The organism is Streptomyces sp. SP17BM10, from assembly GCF_036322405.1.
Lineage (GTDB): Bacteria > Actinomycetota > Actinomycetes > Streptomycetales > Streptomycetaceae > Kitasatospora.
In genome coordinates, this window is sequence record NZ_JAQYXB010000623.1 from 52,917 (window position 1) to 68,008 (window position 15,092).

Annotated in this window: 12 protein-coding genes; 4 read left to right on the top strand and 8 right to left on the bottom strand. The window is 72.4% G+C overall.

The annotated features are described in order from the left end of the window. Positions 1-112: 112 nt before the first annotated feature. The 3 genes from PUR71_RS24725 to PUR71_RS24735 form a co-directional block, all read right to left on the bottom strand. Positions 113-907, bottom strand: coding sequence for a spermidine synthase (locus tag PUR71_RS24725; RefSeq protein WP_329929653.1), 795 nt, complete (start codon positions 905-907; stop codon positions 113-115). A 53-nt stretch (positions 908-960) separates the two neighbouring features. After that, complete coding sequence (locus PUR71_RS24730; protein ID WP_329929295.1) at positions 961-1,932, bottom strand: alpha/beta hydrolase; 972 nt, start codon at positions 1,930-1,932, stop codon at positions 961-963. Positions 1,933-2,072: 140 nt separating this feature from the next. After that, the gene (locus tag PUR71_RS24735) at positions 2,073-4,895 is read right to left on the bottom strand and encodes a hypothetical protein (protein ID WP_329929296.1); all 2,823 of its coding nucleotides are present in this window, start codon (positions 4,893-4,895) and stop codon (positions 2,073-2,075) included. Between the two features lie 241 nt (positions 4,896-5,136). Here PUR71_RS24735 and PUR71_RS24740 point away from each other — a divergent pair, with 241 nt between their 5' ends. Continuing rightward, complete coding sequence (locus tag PUR71_RS24740) at positions 5,137-6,594, top strand: selenium-binding protein SBP56-related protein (RefSeq protein ID WP_329929297.1); 1,458 nt, start codon at positions 5,137-5,139, stop codon at positions 6,592-6,594. A gap of 115 nt (positions 6,595-6,709) precedes the next feature. Here PUR71_RS24740 and PUR71_RS41340 read toward each other — a convergent pair whose 3' ends face one another. The 3 genes from PUR71_RS41340 to PUR71_RS24755 all read right to left on the bottom strand — a co-directional run bounded on the left by PUR71_RS41340 (position 6,710) and on the right by PUR71_RS24755 (position 8,999). Next, positions 6,710-7,366, bottom strand: a complete 657-nt coding sequence (locus tag PUR71_RS41340) for a DUF6114 domain-containing protein (RefSeq protein ID WP_443077554.1) — start codon at positions 7,364-7,366, stop codon at positions 6,710-6,712. Then, positions 7,366-8,016: a DUF6230 family protein gene (locus PUR71_RS24750; protein ID WP_443077555.1), complete on the bottom strand. Its 651-nt coding sequence runs from the start codon at positions 8,014-8,016 to the stop codon at positions 7,366-7,368. Before PUR71_RS24750 ends, PUR71_RS41340 begins: the two co-directional genes overlap by 1 nt. A gap of 218 nt (positions 8,017-8,234) precedes the next feature. Next, positions 8,235-8,999 (bottom strand): TetR/AcrR family transcriptional regulator, encoded by a 765-nt coding sequence (locus PUR71_RS24755; RefSeq protein ID WP_329929298.1) that lies wholly within the window; start codon positions 8,997-8,999, stop codon positions 8,235-8,237. A 359-nt stretch (positions 9,000-9,358) separates the two neighbouring features. On the opposite strand from PUR71_RS24755, the gene PUR71_RS24760 reads away from it, so the two are divergent. Then, a complete protein-coding gene (locus PUR71_RS24760; RefSeq protein ID WP_329929299.1) occupies positions 9,359-10,030 on the top strand; it encodes a Tat pathway signal sequence domain protein in 672 nt (223 codons plus the stop codon). A 68-nt stretch (positions 10,031-10,098) separates the two neighbouring features. Here the strand turns inward: PUR71_RS24760 and PUR71_RS24765 are convergent, their stop codons facing one another. Next, positions 10,099-11,277, bottom strand: coding sequence for a trypsin-like serine protease (locus tag PUR71_RS24765; protein ID WP_329929300.1), 1,179 nt, complete (start codon positions 11,275-11,277; stop codon positions 10,099-10,101). 447 nt (positions 11,278-11,724) lie between these two features. On the opposite strand from PUR71_RS24765, the gene PUR71_RS24770 reads away from it, so the two are divergent. Together PUR71_RS24770 and PUR71_RS24775 are read left to right on the top strand one after the other, a co-directional pair. Further along, positions 11,725-12,597: an AAA family ATPase gene (locus tag PUR71_RS24770; protein ID WP_329929301.1), complete on the top strand. Its 873-nt coding sequence runs from the start codon at positions 11,725-11,727 to the stop codon at positions 12,595-12,597. Next, a complete protein-coding gene (locus PUR71_RS24775) occupies positions 12,594-14,021 on the top strand; it encodes a vWA domain-containing protein (protein ID WP_329929302.1) in 1,428 nt (475 codons plus the stop codon). The genes PUR71_RS24770 and PUR71_RS24775 overlap by 4 nt, the downstream gene beginning before the upstream one ends. Positions 14,022-14,064: 43 nt before the next feature. Here PUR71_RS24775 and PUR71_RS24780 read toward each other — a convergent pair whose 3' ends face one another. After that, positions 14,065-15,048: an alpha/beta fold hydrolase gene (locus PUR71_RS24780; protein ID WP_329929303.1), complete on the bottom strand. Its 984-nt coding sequence runs from the start codon at positions 15,046-15,048 to the stop codon at positions 14,065-14,067. Positions 15,049-15,092 lie beyond the last annotated feature (44 nt).

Consider the following 15,092-nt stretch of genomic DNA (forward strand, 5'->3'; position numbering starts at 1 on the left):
TCCCTCCGCCGTCCACCGATCACCCGCTCGAACCCGCCGATTCTCACACCCCGGGACGCGGCGCGGCCGAGCCGACGCGCGGCGGGGGCGCCCGCCCTCTGACGGCGGCGCCTCAGCCCACGCTGAAGGCGCCGTCCGGGGGTGGCGGGGAGTCGGTGGCGTCGGCGTCCGTGACCGGGGCCGTGCGGCCGACGAGGGCGGCCAGGTCGGCGCCGTCCGTCAGGCGGGCCGGGAAGACGTCGGCGGCCAGGGCGCGGGAGAGGTCCGCGACCGGGAGCGGGGCGGTCGAGCCGGCCAGCAGGATGTTGCCGTAGCGGCGGCCGCGCAGCACCGGCGCCTCGGCGATCAGGCAGACCTCCGGGAACACCGCCCGCAGGGTCGCCGCCTGAGCGCGGGCGAAGGCCAGCGGCGGGCCGTCGGCGAGGTTGGCGGCGTAGCAGCCGCCGGGCCGCAGCGCGGCGGCCGCCAGACGCAGGAACTCCAGCGACGTGAGGTGCGCGGGCGTGCGGGAGCCGTGGAAGACGTCGGCGACGACGAGGTCCAGCGATCCGCCCGGTACGGCGGCCAGGGCCGCGCGGGCGTCGCCGACCGTCGCCGTGATGTCGACGCCGGGGCCCTGCCACGGCAGGTGCTCCTCGACGAGGGCGAGCAGGGGCCCGTCCACCTCGATGACCTGCTGCCGCGACCCGGGGCGGGTCGCGGCGACGTAGCGGGGCACGGTGAGCGCCCCGCCGCCGAGGTGGAGCACGTCGAGCGGGCGCCCGGCGGGGGCGAGCGCGTCGGCGAGATGGCCGAGGCGGCGGGTGTACTCGAACTCGAGGTGCGTGGGGTCGGCGAGGTCGACGTACGACTGCGGCGTGCCGTCGAGGGTGAGCAGCCAGCCGCCGTCCCGGTCGATGTCCGGCATGAGCTTGGCGAACCCCAGGTCGGTGGGCCGCCCGACCGGCACCGGCTCGTCGGTCACGCGGGCTCCCCGACCGGCACGGCCGGCAGGTAGGCGTCGAGCCAGCGGTCGAGTTCGGCGAAGACCTGGGTGCGGGCGTTCTCGCCGGACAGGACGAGGTCGTGCATGCCGCCCTTGATCCGGACGATGGTGACGTGCCGGCCGAGGTGCGGGCCCTGGGCGGCGATGTCGTCGGCGCGCAGCACGCCGTCGGCGTGGTGCAGCGCGTTGTGCCACTTGGTGGTGGAGACCGATGCGGTGGAGGCCATGAGCAGCACCGGCACGTCGATGCCGAGCCCGCGCCGCACCCGACGGTGCCCCTGGTGGATGGCCGCGAGCCAGCCGGCGAACAGCGGGAAGCCCTCGGGCCGCTTCAGTCGCAGGTCGAAGTCCCACTCGCCGCGGTGGTCCTTGTGGAGGCTGTGCGTGTAGTGCGGGTTGAGCGCGGACGGCAGCACGCGCGTCGGCGCCACCCGGGCGATGGCCGAGACGGCCGGGCCGCCGAAGGTCACGGCGGCGGCCGAGGCCGGCATCGACAGGAAGGGACTGTTCAGGAAGAGCCCGTCGATCAGGCCCCGCCCGGAGCGCCGGCCGGCCCACAGTGCGCCGATCAGGCCGCCGGTGGAGTGCCCGTTCAGCAGCACCTGCCGGTGCCCGTCCACCTCGCGGACGATCCGCACCGCCTCGTCGATCTCCTCGTCGTACTCGGCGAGGTCGCGCACGAAGTTCGGCGACTGGTGCGGGCGCAGCGAGCGCCCGTACTTGCGCAGGTCGAGCGCGTAGAAGGAGAACCCGCGCGCGACGAAGTGGTCGGCGAGGTTGGTCTGGAAGAAGTAGTCGTTGTACCCGTGGACGTACAGCACGGCCTTCGTGGACCCCGGTACGAGCCGGCGCACGAGCGTCGCGCAGACCTCGCCCTCGTGGTCGGGCCGCAGCGGCAGCTCGACCGCCTCGTAAGGGGCACCCAGGATGTCTTCCCGAAACTCCATCGCTTCTCGCCGCACCTATCCGCGCTCGGGCCCGCCGCAGCAGGTCTCCACCGTTCCCGAGCCCCGACGATACCGGCCGGTAGCCCCGTCCCGCGCGGCGGCCTCGGCGATGGGCCGGTCGGTGGCTCGGCTTTCGCCCTTCACCTCCTCCGGCGGTCCAGTTGCGCGCGAAGACGGGGTACCGATAGCGCTGCAGGTGGATCGAGGAGCGCGGCCTCGGCCCGCCGGACGACGTCCGCTTCGAGATCGGGAGGAAGGTCGTCCCGTTCGAGCAGGCTGAGCAGGACGAACGCGGCACGCGGCGAGGAGCCCTTCTCGCGCAACCAGTCCACCGAGCGCTCGAGCAGTTCGGTCAGCTGCGACGACGAATGATCCCGGCGTTCGAGCAGCGCGCAGAGGATCTCGCGTGCAGTGTTGCCGCCCGGCGTGCGGGCCACCCTGTCGAGGCCTAGGTCGATGGCCTGCGCCGCCTGGTCGGTGTCCAGATCGGAGCGCCTCAGCAGGGGGCAGAGGACTGGCCGTTGTGCCTTGCGGGAACGCTCGGAATCGCACCAGTCCAGACCGAGCCGGATGCCGAATTGTGCCTGGCCAGGTGTCAGGCCCTCTCGCTTACTGAGCAAAGATCCGATCAAGGCCGCTTGGTCCGGCCGCTCCTCGAGCTCGGCCATGGCGAAGTCCGCGGCCCTGGTCAGTTGTTCGCCCGACGTCTGCGGAAGCCACAGCAGTGCTTGGATGACGCGTCGGCTCTGGGCCGATGTCGTCCGGTTGGCCTCCAGCCACCAGAAGGCCCGGTCGATGACCTCCGTTGGCACTTCGCCGAGATCGGCGCTGCGCGATTCGAGGAGGGCCTGCAGCAGGAATCCGGTCTCGGGTGCCCTCGCGCCCCGGCGGGAGAGCGATGTGATCGCGAGGTCCCATGCCGAGCGTTCCTGATCACCGTCGAGGTCCTTGCAGGCCACCAGCATCTGCAGCACCATCACCCTGAAGAGCGAACCCGCACTGCCGCTGTCGGCGCACCATGCCAGCGACCGGGCCACCACCTCACGCCGCAGGTCCGCGGAGAGGCCGTCGTGCTCCAACAGACGCCGCAGCACCTTGATTCCGTTCTCGGTCCGACGACTGGGGCGAAGCCAGTCGATCACGCACTCCGCCACCAGCTGCAGGCGGCGGTCATCGTGCCTCCGTTGCAAGATGAGCTGCAGCATCGCTGGCGTGGTCCGCCATCCGGGATGCTTCCGTACCCACGCCAACGCGTACTCGACCGTCAGCTGCTCCTGGGCCGGGTCGAGGTCGCCCCGACCCAGGAGTGCGCGGATCACGTGGTCACCGTCGGTCTGCTGTCCTCGCCTCGCCAGCCAGGAAAGCGCGCAGCCGACCAGCGGGCGGACGGCGCTCCGAGGGTCCGACAGAGCCGCGTCGAGGAATGGCCGCGCGGAATAGGACTCCTCCGCCCGGCTCAGCCACGGTTTGACGAGGTCCTCCCACCTGTCGGTCACCGCGCTCCTCCAGGGCGGGCTGGTCACCATGGTCAGCAGCGCGTGCTCGCCGTCGGTGCCCGACCGCTCCAGTCGTGCACCCAACGGGCTCGCGTGTGCCGTCACCCATTCGTGGCAGAACCGCTCGAGTGCGACGGACCGTCTGTCGTGGCTCTCCACTGCGAGGTCTGCGGCAAGCCGCCGGATGTGTCCCGCGAACCGCGCCAGTGAGCTGATCTCCCGGGACGCCGCTTCGAAGAGGGCACCGGCGCCCCGGTAGTCGACGCTGAAGCCGGGCGGTGGGAAGAGGACCTGGGTCACCAGTTCGTCGACGACGATGTCATGGACAACACGCAGCTCCCCGTCCGTCTCGTCCATCCACCCCAGACCCACCAGGGTGTCGACGACTCGTCGCCCGCCCAGACGAGCCGGGTACTCGCCCGCCTGGCGGTCCAGCAGCGAGTCGACCGCAGCCTCGACAGCAGCACGGGGCTGAGGGCAGACGGCAACTGCTGCCGTGGCGGCCAGTTGCCAGACATCCGGAGCAGCCTGCTCCAGCGGAGACGCCGGTTTCCGCTCGATCGTCGATGTGAGGCTGTCCCTGCGCAGCGCCTCCTGCAGCCAGCCCTGGAGTTCCCCGCGCGGCACGCGTGCGAGATCCGGGTCGGTGCGGCCCGCCGTCAGCAGCTGCTCGAGGGCGCGGGCGATCAGCAGGGCAATCACCGGGCGTCGGCCACACGTCCGGGTGAGCGCCGCCATCCCCCACCGGCGCAAGGCCCCGGGAGCCACCTCTCGCAGGATCTGTCCGACGATCCGCGACTGGTGGTCCTCGTCCTGTCGCAGCCCGACGTCGTCGAACAGCTCTGCGGCGCCCCGCCGCCGGAGGTCGTGAAGACCGCTGGGGCGAATCGACGCCATCACCGCCACGTCGATGCCCGTGCGCTTGGCTTCCGGCAGGAGAACGTTGGCCAGGGCCTGCAGGTCCACCTGGGAGCACGCGTCCAGGTAGTCGAACAGCACCAGGATCCGGTCGCGCTTGGCGCCCAGGATCTCCTGCGCCAGGTCCTCCACCGTCACGGAGTTGTGCGGTTGGACGTGAAGGACCCACCACCCGGCACGGTGGGCCCCTTCGGCAACCTCGTAGCACGTCCTCGTCTTCCCCGCGCCGGCCGGACCGATCAGCAGCACTCCGCGCGCCCCGGGCACCGACAAGCGGCGCAGCAGAGCTTCGGGATCAGCAGCGTGCCCAGCCCCGGGACTGATGAACGGTAGCTGGCCACTGGTCAGGTAGGTGCGACGGCCGAGGAGACCCCTCACCACCTCGTCATGCGGAAGAACGCGGCGTAGACGACGACCCGGCGCGGCGCCCGGCCCGCCGTACTGATGGACAGTGAGGTTCTCAATGCGCGCCGCCTGGAACACGGAACCGGACACAGTTCCCGAGACCCGGTTCCGAGTGTCGTAAGCACCGCTGTCCTCGACCGTCATGCCGTCAACCTCCGGTAGGGCCTCCGCCACGTGGTCGCGGCGGTGGCCCGGAGCCACGACCGGTGCCGATCACCCTACCGAGCCCGGCGGACACCGGCCGGAGCGAGACATACGTTCCCGAACCGATCCGCACCACCGGACCGCTCCCCGTGCGCCTGTGGTGCGCCGGTGGGGGTGTGGAACGCTACCTGGACGCACGTCACTCCCCGTATCCGATAGGCGAGTTGAGGAGTCCGCACACATGGCGCAGGGTGAGGGTTCGAGGGTGGGGGACACCGGGCCGGCGGGACACGGAGGGGTGGCCGGGCCCACCGATCCCACGTTGTACCGGTCGGCGGCGGAGGCGATGGCGGCGCCGGCCGAGACGCTCGCGTACGTCGCCGGGTTCGACCGGGCGGGGCTGCGGCCGGACGCGCTGCTGACGGTGGACGTCGACCCGGCGTCGACGAGCTACGGGCGGGTGCTGAACTTCGCCGAACTTCCCACCCTCGGGGACGAGTTGCACCACTTCGGCTGGAACGCCTGCTCCAGCGCGCTGGCGCACGGCTGCCACGAGAACCCGGAGCGCCGGTACCTGCTGCTGCCCGGTCTGCGGTCGTCGCGCGTGCACGTCATGGACACCCGGCCCGATCCGGTGCGGCCGCGGCTGGTGAAGACGGTGGAGGCCGGAGAACTGGCGGCCAGATCCGGGTACTCGCGGCCGCACACGCTGCACTGCGGGCCGGGCGGGGTGTTCCTGTCCTGCCTCGGCGCCGGGGACGGGACGGACGGGCCGGGCGGGGTGGCGCTGCTCGACCACACCACCTTCGACGTGCTGCGCCCCTGGGAGACCGAGCGCGGGCCGCAGCACCTCGCGTACGACGTGTGGTGGCACCTCGGGACGAACGTCGGCATCACCAGCGAGTGGGGCACCCCGTCGATGGTCGAGGACGGGGTGGTGCCGGAGCTGCTGCTCGGGCGCGAGTACGGGCACGCCCTGCACTTCTGGGAGCTGGACTCGGGCCGCCACCTCCAGCGGGTCGACTTCGGCGACCAGTACCAGATGGTCCTGGAGCTGCGCCCGGCCCACGACCCGCAGGCGGAGTGGGGCTTCGCGGGCGTCGTGACGAACGTCGAGGACCTCTCGTCCTCCGTCTGGCTCTGGTACCGGGACGGGCCGGCGTTCACCGCGCGCAAGGTGATCGACATCCCGGCCGAGCCCGCCAAGACCGAGGACCTGCCGCCCGCGCTCCAGCCGTTCGGCGCGGTGCCCCCGCTGGTCACCGACATCAACCTGTCGGTGGACGACCACTGGCTGTACGTGTCGGCGTGGGGCACCGGCGAGCTCCTCCAGTTCGACGTGTCGGACCCGTTCCACCCCCGGAAGACCGCCTCGGTGCGCCTCGGCGGGGTCACCGCCCGCACCCCGCACCCGGCCGAGCCGGGGCGGCCGCTGAGCGGGGCGCCGCAGATGGTCGAGGTCAGCCGGGACGGGCGGCGGCTCTACCTCACCAACTCGCTGTACGGCGCGTGGGACGACCAGTTCTACCCGGACGGCATCGAGCCGTGGATCGTCAAGCTGGACGCGGACACCGACGCGGGCGGGCTCACCGTGGACGAGCGGTTCTTCCCGCACGGCGAGGAGTTCCGCGGGCTGCGGGTGCACCAGACGCACCTCGCGGGCGGCGACGCCTCGTCGGACTCGTACTGCCACCGGTGACCGGGGCCCGCCGGTGGCCTGCCGGCGGTCGCGCCGGCACCGCGGCCATCTGAGCCCGCGGGGCTCACGACGCCCCCGTCCTCGGTGCTCTCCCGACACCGAGGACGGGGCGCTGTCACGCTCCGGCCGGGCCGGCCGCCCCGCCGCCGGCCGCCGCCGCGCGCCGCTCCGCCCTGCGCCGCTCGCGCCTGGCCCGGCCGCGCCGCAGCGGCTGGTCGGGCACCCACCCGAAGGTGACGCAGGCGCCGATCACGCCGAGCAGCATCCCGAACAGGAAGCCGCCCATGTTGGACGTCACCCAGGTGCCCAGCGACGCGAGCACGGCCATGAACGAGTAGAACAGCCGCTGCGTCGGGTTGAAGAGGATCAGCAGGCCGCAGAGCACCATCACCGCCGGCACGAGGTAACCGGCGATCCCCAGCATCCCCATGTGCAGGACGACCGGCAGCGGCGCCCGCAGGGTGAAGAGGACCTCGGCGCCCCCGAGCGTCACCAGCAGACCGCCCCAGAACGGCCGCTGTCCCCGCCAGTCGCGCCTGACCGGCCGGGCGGGCGCGACGGCTGCCGCGGCCCCGGCGGTCGGTGCGGTCCCAAGGGTCGGTGCGGACCCCGGGGCGGGCGCGACGGCCGGGCCCGCGTCGAACCCCGGACCGGCCTTCGGACCCGGCGCGACGTCGGGCCCCGGACGCGCGCTCGCAGCGGCGGGAGTGGCAGCCGTCCCCTCGGCGCCGTCCCCTTCGCCACGGGCGCCCGGCGGTGTGGGCCCCGTCATCAGCAGCCCTTCGAGCTGAACGCCAGCTTCAGGTGCGGCAGCTTGAAGCTGGCCGCGGTGCTGGCGTAGTTGTGCTGGTTGACGTTCACCATGTCGACGGTGTCGGCCTGCTGGCCGAAGACGCCGGGCCGGCCCTTGACCCCGGCCTTGGTGTACTCGCTGGCGTCCCCGCCGATCTCGATGGCGGAGAACGACGCGTCGCCGGACATCATGTCGGAGTCGGTGGTGAGGTCCTCCGCGGTGACCGGCGTTCCGGCGTCACCGGCGTGGATCACCAGGTTGATGCCGCCGAGGTCGACGCTCTGGCACAGGTCGGTGATCCGGGCCGACTTGATCGCCGTCACCGCGACCAGCACCTGGCCGCCGGTGTGCCCCTGGTTGGGGCTGTTCTTGATCATGTGGTCCAGGCTCCCGAACTGCTCGAAGCCGTCGCCGTGGAGCGAGGTCGCGGTGATCGTGAACGGCATGCCGGAGATCGAGAACTGCGTGGCGAGCACGCCCTGGGCGGTGAGCGTCATCAGGACGCCGCCCGCGACGACGGCCGGGACGGCCATCAGGGCGGTCCGCTTGAGCCGGACGCGTCCTCTTCCGGGCCCGGCCGGGGTGTCGGGTGCCTCCGCCCCGGCGGCGGCTTCCTCGGACATGGCCATGTGCGCTCCCTGGAGTGGGTGGATTGGGCAGTCACTGGCACGTTGTCCTGGCGCGGACAGCGTTCCGCGGCCGGCCGGTCGGCCACCCCTCGGCAGCGGGGCGGAACCGGTCGGACCGCGGGTTGGGTAACCGTGAAGCTACTGCCCGGTATTCGCCCGGTCAAGAGAAGTGCACGAAGGGATCTTCACCAAACCACCCACCCCGTGGAACATTTTGATCAAACGTCAAATGCTCCTCCTTGCAACGGAATTAATGATTCCTCGGCCGAACCGCCGGCATCGGTGCCCAGTCCCAGCCGGCGGGCCGCCTCGGCCGGACCGAGGAACGGGGCGAGACAGAACAGGCTCAACGCCGGGAGGAGTTGCGGTAGTTCGGCCGTCCGCCCGGAGTTCACCCGCCGGTACACCGTGCTGTAGACGCCACCCACCACCGCGTCCACCAGGGCCTCCACCCCTACGGCACACGGGAGTTGGGGCACATCGGCGAAGAAAGCCCGGAACCGCTCGAGCAGCTGCTCGCGCTCCCGCCGCCCGGCCGGGCCGACCGCCTCGATCTCGATCACCGCCATGGTCGCGAACGCCGGCACGCCGGCCAGCAGCTGGAGCATCGCGTCCAGGGCCCGCCGGATCCCCGTCCACCAGGCCGGCTCGGCCGCGAAGGCCGCCGCCATCCGCCGGATCACCACGCCCGTACCGTGCCGGTGGGCGGCGAGGAAGGCGTCTTCCTTGCCGCTGAACAGCTCGTAGAACACCGGTCTGGTCACGCCCGCCGCCCGGCAGATGTCGCTCACCGTGGCGTGCTGGTAGCCGTGCTCGGCGACGGTGTGGACCAGCCCGTCCAGCAGCCGCTCGCGCTGGGTCGCGGCGACCACGGCCGGGGGCAGCCGACTCGGTCCCCGCTTGATCGAACGGGCCGGGTCACGGCCGGTGCGCGCCCCCGGCAGCAGGATCATGTCGGCCCCCCGGAAGGTGTTCCGCTCCATCACCAACTCCTGTGTCCCGTATTGACATTGATGCAACACCGGGTTTACAACACTGGCAGGTTTCCAACCGGTGGGCGAACGACCGCCGGAGAACCCGCCAGGGCCCGCCGACGCCGACTGCGCCACCCGGGCCAGGGAGCACGGCGGACGCACGCACGGCGGTGGCAGCCGCCGGCCTGCACCCCACTGCACCGCGCACCTCCGCACCCCTTCCGCCGCACGGCGGGCCCGTGGCGCCGGGCCCGCCCCGGCGCGGCCCGCTGGGAGCCGCACCGCCGTGCCCCCGCACCTCCCCCGCCGTGCACGCCACCACACCCGCCCGCGGGCACCCCACCCGACTCCGTACGGAGAGGCACCTCATGCGTATCCGCCGCACCCTCGGGACGGCCGCCCTCGCCGCCCTCGCCCTCGCCGCCACCGCCGTCACACCCGCCCAGGCCGACGCCACCGCCGTCCTCACCACCGGCAGCCTCGGCGGCCCGGCCGCCGCAGTGGGCGACGTCCTCAACGCCAGTCTCGTCCCCGGCACCACCGCCAACTTCTACGACAGCGCCACCAGCACCAACGGCATCAGCTGCAGCACGTCCTCGTTCTCCGCGACCGTCGGCGCCAACCCGGCCGCGCCCGGCAACGCCGTCGAGTCCCTCACCACCCAGACCTTCGACAACTGCAGCTCCAGCGTCTTCGGCGTCACCGGCGTGCAGAGCATCAGCGTCGACAACCTCGCCTACACCAACACCGTCGGCGACGGCGCCGGCAGCCCGGTCACCCTCTCCGCCGGCACGGCCGGCCCGATGCAGACCACGGTCGTGCTCGACACCATCCTCGGCAGCGTCACCTGTGTCTACCAGCAGGCGACCGGCATCTCCGGCAGCACGTCCAACAGCAACAACAGCATCTCCTTCGCCGCCCAGCCGTTCAACCTCACCTCGGGCTCCGGCCTGTGCTTCCAGACCGGCTACTTCACCGCCTCCTACGGCCCGGTCACCGACACCACCGCGGCCGGCAGCCCGCTGATCTACGTCAACTGACGCCCCGAACGCCGAGCGGCGCCCGACGACCCGAAGGTCACCGGACGCCGCTCGTGCCCGACGTGACGTCAGATGGACCAGACCTGGTCCGTGTACTGCGGGATGCAGTCGAACTGGGTCAGCTTCTGCCCGACGGCCGCCGAACCCGACCAGCCGATCATGCACTTGTCGCTCTTGACGTTGCGCAGCTGGTAGCCGCCGGTCACCGGCTCCAGCTTCCACACCTGGTCGACGTACTGCGAGTCGCAGAAGATCTGCTGGACCTCGGCGCCGTTGTCCGGCGTCTGCCACGGCACGTAGGCGCACTTGTCGGACTTGAGGTTGCGCAGCTGGTAGCCGCCGTCGACCTTCTGGAGGTTCCAGACCTGGTCGACGAACTGGTTGGCGCAGCCGACCTGGAGCAGGTTGGCGTGGTCCTCCGGCGTCTGCCACGGCACGTAGGCGCACAGACCGCTGTAGGTGTTCTTCAGCGTGGCCGTGTGCAGGCGGGTGTCGAACACCCAGCCCGCCAGGTCGTCCACCCGGGTCTCCACCGCGCCGGTGCGGGTCTCCGTGCCGGAGCCGAGGCAACCGCCTTGCCAGGAAAGGCTGTTGACGCCCGCCAGCTCGACACCGCCGTCGGCCTTGACGCGCAGCGCCGGGCCGCCGGTGTCGCCCTTGCAGATCGCGTCCTTGCCGGCCGTCTTGCCGGCGACGGCGACGGTGGTGGCGGTCGAGGACTTCACGGTGAACGAGGCGCTGTGCAGGGTGCTCGGCACCCACTCGTCCTTGGTGCGGCCGTACCCGGCCACCGTCAGCGTCTCACCCGCGGTGGGCGCGGCACCCACCGCGACGGTCGGGATGCCCTGGGCCGGCTGTGCGAGCCGGGCCAGCACCAGGTCACGGTCGGCGCGCGGCACGAGCTCGGTCACCTCGGCGGTGAACCCGCCACCGGCCGTCAGGTCGGTGCGCCCGACCGTCGCGATCGTCTTCAGCTTCGGCGCACCAGCCCGCAGCGCCTGCGGCTGCGCCGGGTCGTCGGCGAAGCAACTGCTCGCCGTCAGCACCCAGTACGAGTCCACGAGCGAACCCGTGCAGGCGCGCTGGCCGTTGCCGATGTCCAGCTTGGTGGTGAAGGCGTACATGCCGTTCGGCACGCCGTCCCCCACGACCGCGCCGGCCGTACCCGCACTCACCAGGCTGCCGACGACGGCGGCCGAGGCCAGCATCCCGGTCATCCACGCGACGCGCGGACGTGAGTGAAACACGATGGAACTCCTCGTCAAGGAAGTGAACGGTGGATCGATCTGCTCCGGCTCCCGGCTGTGACCAGGTGGGCCGCGCGCATGCGGCCGGGTGGTCCTGAGCGCAATGGCGAGTCACCCATGTTCCCCCTCTTCCCCCATCCCCCCTGGCCCGTCAGAAACGGCTGCCACCAGGACTGTTGCCCCGATGTCCGGTGGAAGCCTAGTGCCGAAAATGCCGGAAAGAAGGGCCGGAAAGAGTTCGTCTTGATCGCATGCCAACTGGCTGATTCACGACGCGATTCGGCCCGGGACGACATAAACCTGCAATAGATCCGGCCAAGCGATGACAAAGGAGCGATTCGTCCGCCTCGCCCGGTTCGTACACCTCCCCGGTCGGCCCCGCGACAGCGAAGTGACCGGCCGGTAGGGTGCTGGCGGACGGTCGGCGCGAGTGGAGGCGGAGCGGGAATGAGCAGCGACGGCACGGGGTTCTTCACGTCGGTGGCGGACGCCGCAACGCAGTTGGCCGGCGTCGGGTACCTCGCGTCCACCGCGGTGGCGACGACGGTCTTCCTCGCCGACCGGCTGGGCAAGCCGCTGCTCGTCGAGGGGCCGGCCGGGGTGGGGAAGACGGAACTGGCGAAGGCGGTGGCCGAAATCGGTCGTGCCCGACTGGTTCGGCTGCAGTGTTATGAAGGCATCGACGAGTCCCGCGCCCTCTACGAGTGGAACCACGCCAAGCAGCTGCTGCGGATCACCGCCGGCCGCGAGGGGGGCTGGGACGAGGCCCGCACCGACATCTTCGGCGAGGAGTTCCTGCTCACCCGGCCCCTGCTGACCGCGATCCGCGGTGACGAGCCGACGGTGCTGCTGGTCGACGAGATGGACAAGGCCGACGTCGAGGTCGAGGCGCTGCTGCTGGAGGTGCTCAGCGACTTCCAGGTGACGGTGCCCGAGCTCGGCACCATCACCGCGAGCCGGCGGCCCTTCGTCCTGCTCACCTCCAACGCCACCCGCGAGCTGTCGGAGGCGCTGCGCCGGCGCTGCCTCTTCCTCCACCTCGACTACCCGGACGCCGAGCTGGAGCGCAGGATCGTCCGCTCCAAGGTGCCGGGCCTGGACGAGACCCTCGCCGCGTCGCTCGTGCGGGTGGTCGGCGCACTGCGGGCGATGGAGCTGCGCAAGGCGCCGTCCGTCGCGGAGACGATCGACTGGGCGCGCACGCTGCTCGCGCTCGGTGCGGACACGCTGGACGCGGCGGTGGTCCAGGACACCCTCGGGGTGATCCTCAAGCACCAGGACGACGTGCGGAAGGCCGCCGAGAAGCTCACAGCCGTATGAGCGCCACGCACACCCCGGGCCCGCAGGACACCGCCGCCCGCCTCACCGGCCTGGTCCGCGCCCTGCGCGGGCACGGCCTGCGGATCGGCCCGGCCGAGACGGTGGACGCGGCGGCCGTTCTCGACGTCCTGGGCTTCGCCGACCGCGAGCAGATGCGGGCCGGGCTGGCCGCCGCGCTGCTGCGCTCGGGCGGCCAACGGGCGGTCTTCGACGCCGCGTTCGACCTGTTCTTCCCGCTCGGCGTCGGCACCCCGGAGGCCGCGCGGCACGTCGCGCCGCAGGACGACGCACCGCGTTTCGGCCGCCCCGACCCCGCCCGGGAGGAGCTGCGCGAGCGCATCGCCGCCGCGCTCGCCGCCGACGACCGGGCCGCCCTCGGCGCGCTGGCGGGCGAGGCCATCGAGGCCTTCGGCCGCTACGGCAACGGCTCGACGCCCGGCTCGGACGGCTGGTCGGCCCACCAGGCGCTCGGCCGGCTCTCCCCCGAGACGCTGCTCGCCCGCGTCCTCGCCGCCCTGCGCGAGCCGGACGGCGCCCAGGACGTCTCCGACCTCGTCCTCGCCGACGAGATCCGCCGCCGTATCCGGGACTTCCGCGCCCTCGTCGCCGGCGAGGCCCGCCGCCGCGTCGCCGAGCTGCGCGGCGCCGAGCGGATCGCCCAACGGGCCGTCGCCCCGACCGCCGACCGGATCGACTTCCTCGCCGCCGGCCGCGACCAGCTCGCCGAACTCCGGCGCACCGTGCACCCGTTGGCCCGCAAGCTGGCCACCCGTCTGGCCGCCCGGCGCCGGCGAGCCGCGCGCGGACGGATCGACCTGCGTCGCACCCTGCGCCGCTCGCTGTCCACCGGCGGGGTGCCGCTGCGCCCGGCGTACCGGCTGCGCCGCCCGGCCCGGCCGGAGCTGGTGCTGCTGTGCGACGTGTCCGGTTCGGTGGCGGGCTTCGCCGACTTCACCATGCTGCTGGTGCAGGCGATGAGCGAACAGTTCAGCAAGGTCCGGGTGTTCGCGTTCGTCAACCGCACCGCCGAGGTGACCGACCTGCTCACGCGCGGAGACACCGACCCGGCCCGGCTGGCAGCCCGGATCCTCACCGACGCCGAGGTCATGGGCCACCACGGCAACAGCGACTACGGCTCCGCGCTGGGCGGCTTCGCCGAGCGCCACCTGGATGCCGTCGGCCCGCGCACCTGCGTGCTGGTCCTCGGCGACGCCCGCACCAACCACCGCGACCCCAACCTGGACGCGCTGCGCCGGATCGCCGGCCGGGCGCGGCGGGTCTTCTGGCTGAACCCCGAACAGCCCGCGCTCTGGCCGACCGGCGACTCCGCCGCGCTCGCCTACGCGGGCGTCGTGGAGATGCACTCCTGCCGCAACGCCCGCCGGCTGGGCGAACTGATCGCCCGGTTGCTCCCCGTCCAGTGACCCGTCCGGTGACCCGCCCAGTGACCCGTCCGGCCATGGCACGCTAGGCCGGCGAAGCCCCACTCTCCACGTGGGCGAGGAAGTCCAGCAGCGCCGCCGTGACCTCGGCCGGGCGCTCCTGCTGCGTCCAGTGGCCGGTCTCGGGCAGGCGGACGTGCCTGTGGAGGCGTGGCGTGAAGGTGGTCAGCAGGAGCTCCAGGATCTCCGGCGGGACGATGGCGTTGACGAGGTCCTGCTCGCCGACCACGAACAGCGCGGGCGCCTGGATCGGGCGGCCGTTGAACGCCGCCATCAGCTCGTTGTTCCGGTCGATGTTGCGGTACCAGTTGAGACCGCCGGTGAACGCCCGCTCCCCGTGGGTCGCGTAGTCGGCCACGTAGGCCTCGATGTCCGCCTCGGTGATCCAGGCCGGCAGCCGCTCCGGCTCCGGGACGGTGTCGATCAGCTTCTGCCCCTCGGGCACGACCCACACGACCGGCTCGGCGCCGGGGCCCGAGCCGGCGTAGACGCGGCGGAAGGTGGACGCCGGGTCGGCCGCGAGCTCGGCGTCGGCGCGGCCGGGCTCCTGGAAGTAGTTCTGGTAGAAGCCGTCGCCGAACTGCGCGCGCGACTCCGCGAGCGGGCGCGGTCCGCTCGGCAGCGGCGGCACGCTGAGCCCGGCGACGCCCCGCACGAGGTCGGGCCGCAGCGCCGCCGTGGCCCACGCGACCGGCGCGCCCCAGTCGTGCCCGACCACCACGGCCTGCTCGGCGCCGAGCGCGCCGATCAGCGCCGTCGCGTCGCCGACGAGGTGCAGCAGGGTGTACGCGTCGATGCGCTCGGGCTGTTCGCTGCGTGCGTAGCCGCGCTGGTCGGGGGCGACCACCCGGTAGCCGGCGGCGGCGAGCGGCGCGAACTGGTGCCGCCAGGAGTACCAGCTCTCCGGGAACCCGTGCAGCAGGAGGACCAGCGGGCCCTCGCCCTGTTCGGCGATGTGCAGTCGCACGCCGTTCACGTCGACGTGGCTGTGCTTGATCGCGTCGCTCAACTCCCGCTCCCCGGTGGACATCCGATACCGCGTTCATCCGGACC

Excerpts from the sequence above, each read along its gene's own strand:
- PUR71_RS24725 (WP_329929653.1), bottom strand. The coding sequence starts at position 907 with ATGCCGGACATCGACCGGGACGGCGGCTGGCTGCTCACCCTCGACGGC.
- PUR71_RS24730 (WP_329929295.1), bottom strand. The coding sequence starts at position 1,932 with ATGGAGTTTCGGGAAGACATCCTGGGTGCCCCTTACGAGGCGGTCGAG.
- PUR71_RS24735 (WP_329929296.1), bottom strand. The coding sequence starts at position 4,895 with ATGACGGTCGAGGACAGCGGTGCTTACGACACTCGGAACCGGGTCTCG.
- PUR71_RS24740 (WP_329929297.1), top strand. The coding sequence starts at position 5,137 with ATGGCGCAGGGTGAGGGTTCGAGGGTGGGGGACACCGGGCCGGCGGGA.
- PUR71_RS41340 (WP_443077554.1), bottom strand. The coding sequence starts at position 7,366 with ATGACGGGGCCCACACCGCCGGGCGCCCGTGGCGAAGGGGACGGCGCC.
- PUR71_RS24750 (WP_443077555.1), bottom strand. The coding sequence starts at position 8,016 with ATGGCCATGTCCGAGGAAGCCGCCGCCGGGGCGGAGGCACCCGACACC.
- PUR71_RS24755 (WP_329929298.1), bottom strand. The coding sequence starts at position 8,999 with ATGGAGCGGAACACCTTCCGGGGGGCCGACATGATCCTGCTGCCGGGG.
- PUR71_RS24760 (WP_329929299.1), top strand. The coding sequence starts at position 9,359 with ATGCGTATCCGCCGCACCCTCGGGACGGCCGCCCTCGCCGCCCTCGCC.
- PUR71_RS24770 (WP_329929301.1), top strand. The coding sequence starts at position 11,725 with ATGAGCAGCGACGGCACGGGGTTCTTCACGTCGGTGGCGGACGCCGCA.
- PUR71_RS24775 (WP_329929302.1), top strand. The coding sequence starts at position 12,594 with ATGAGCGCCACGCACACCCCGGGCCCGCAGGACACCGCCGCCCGCCTC.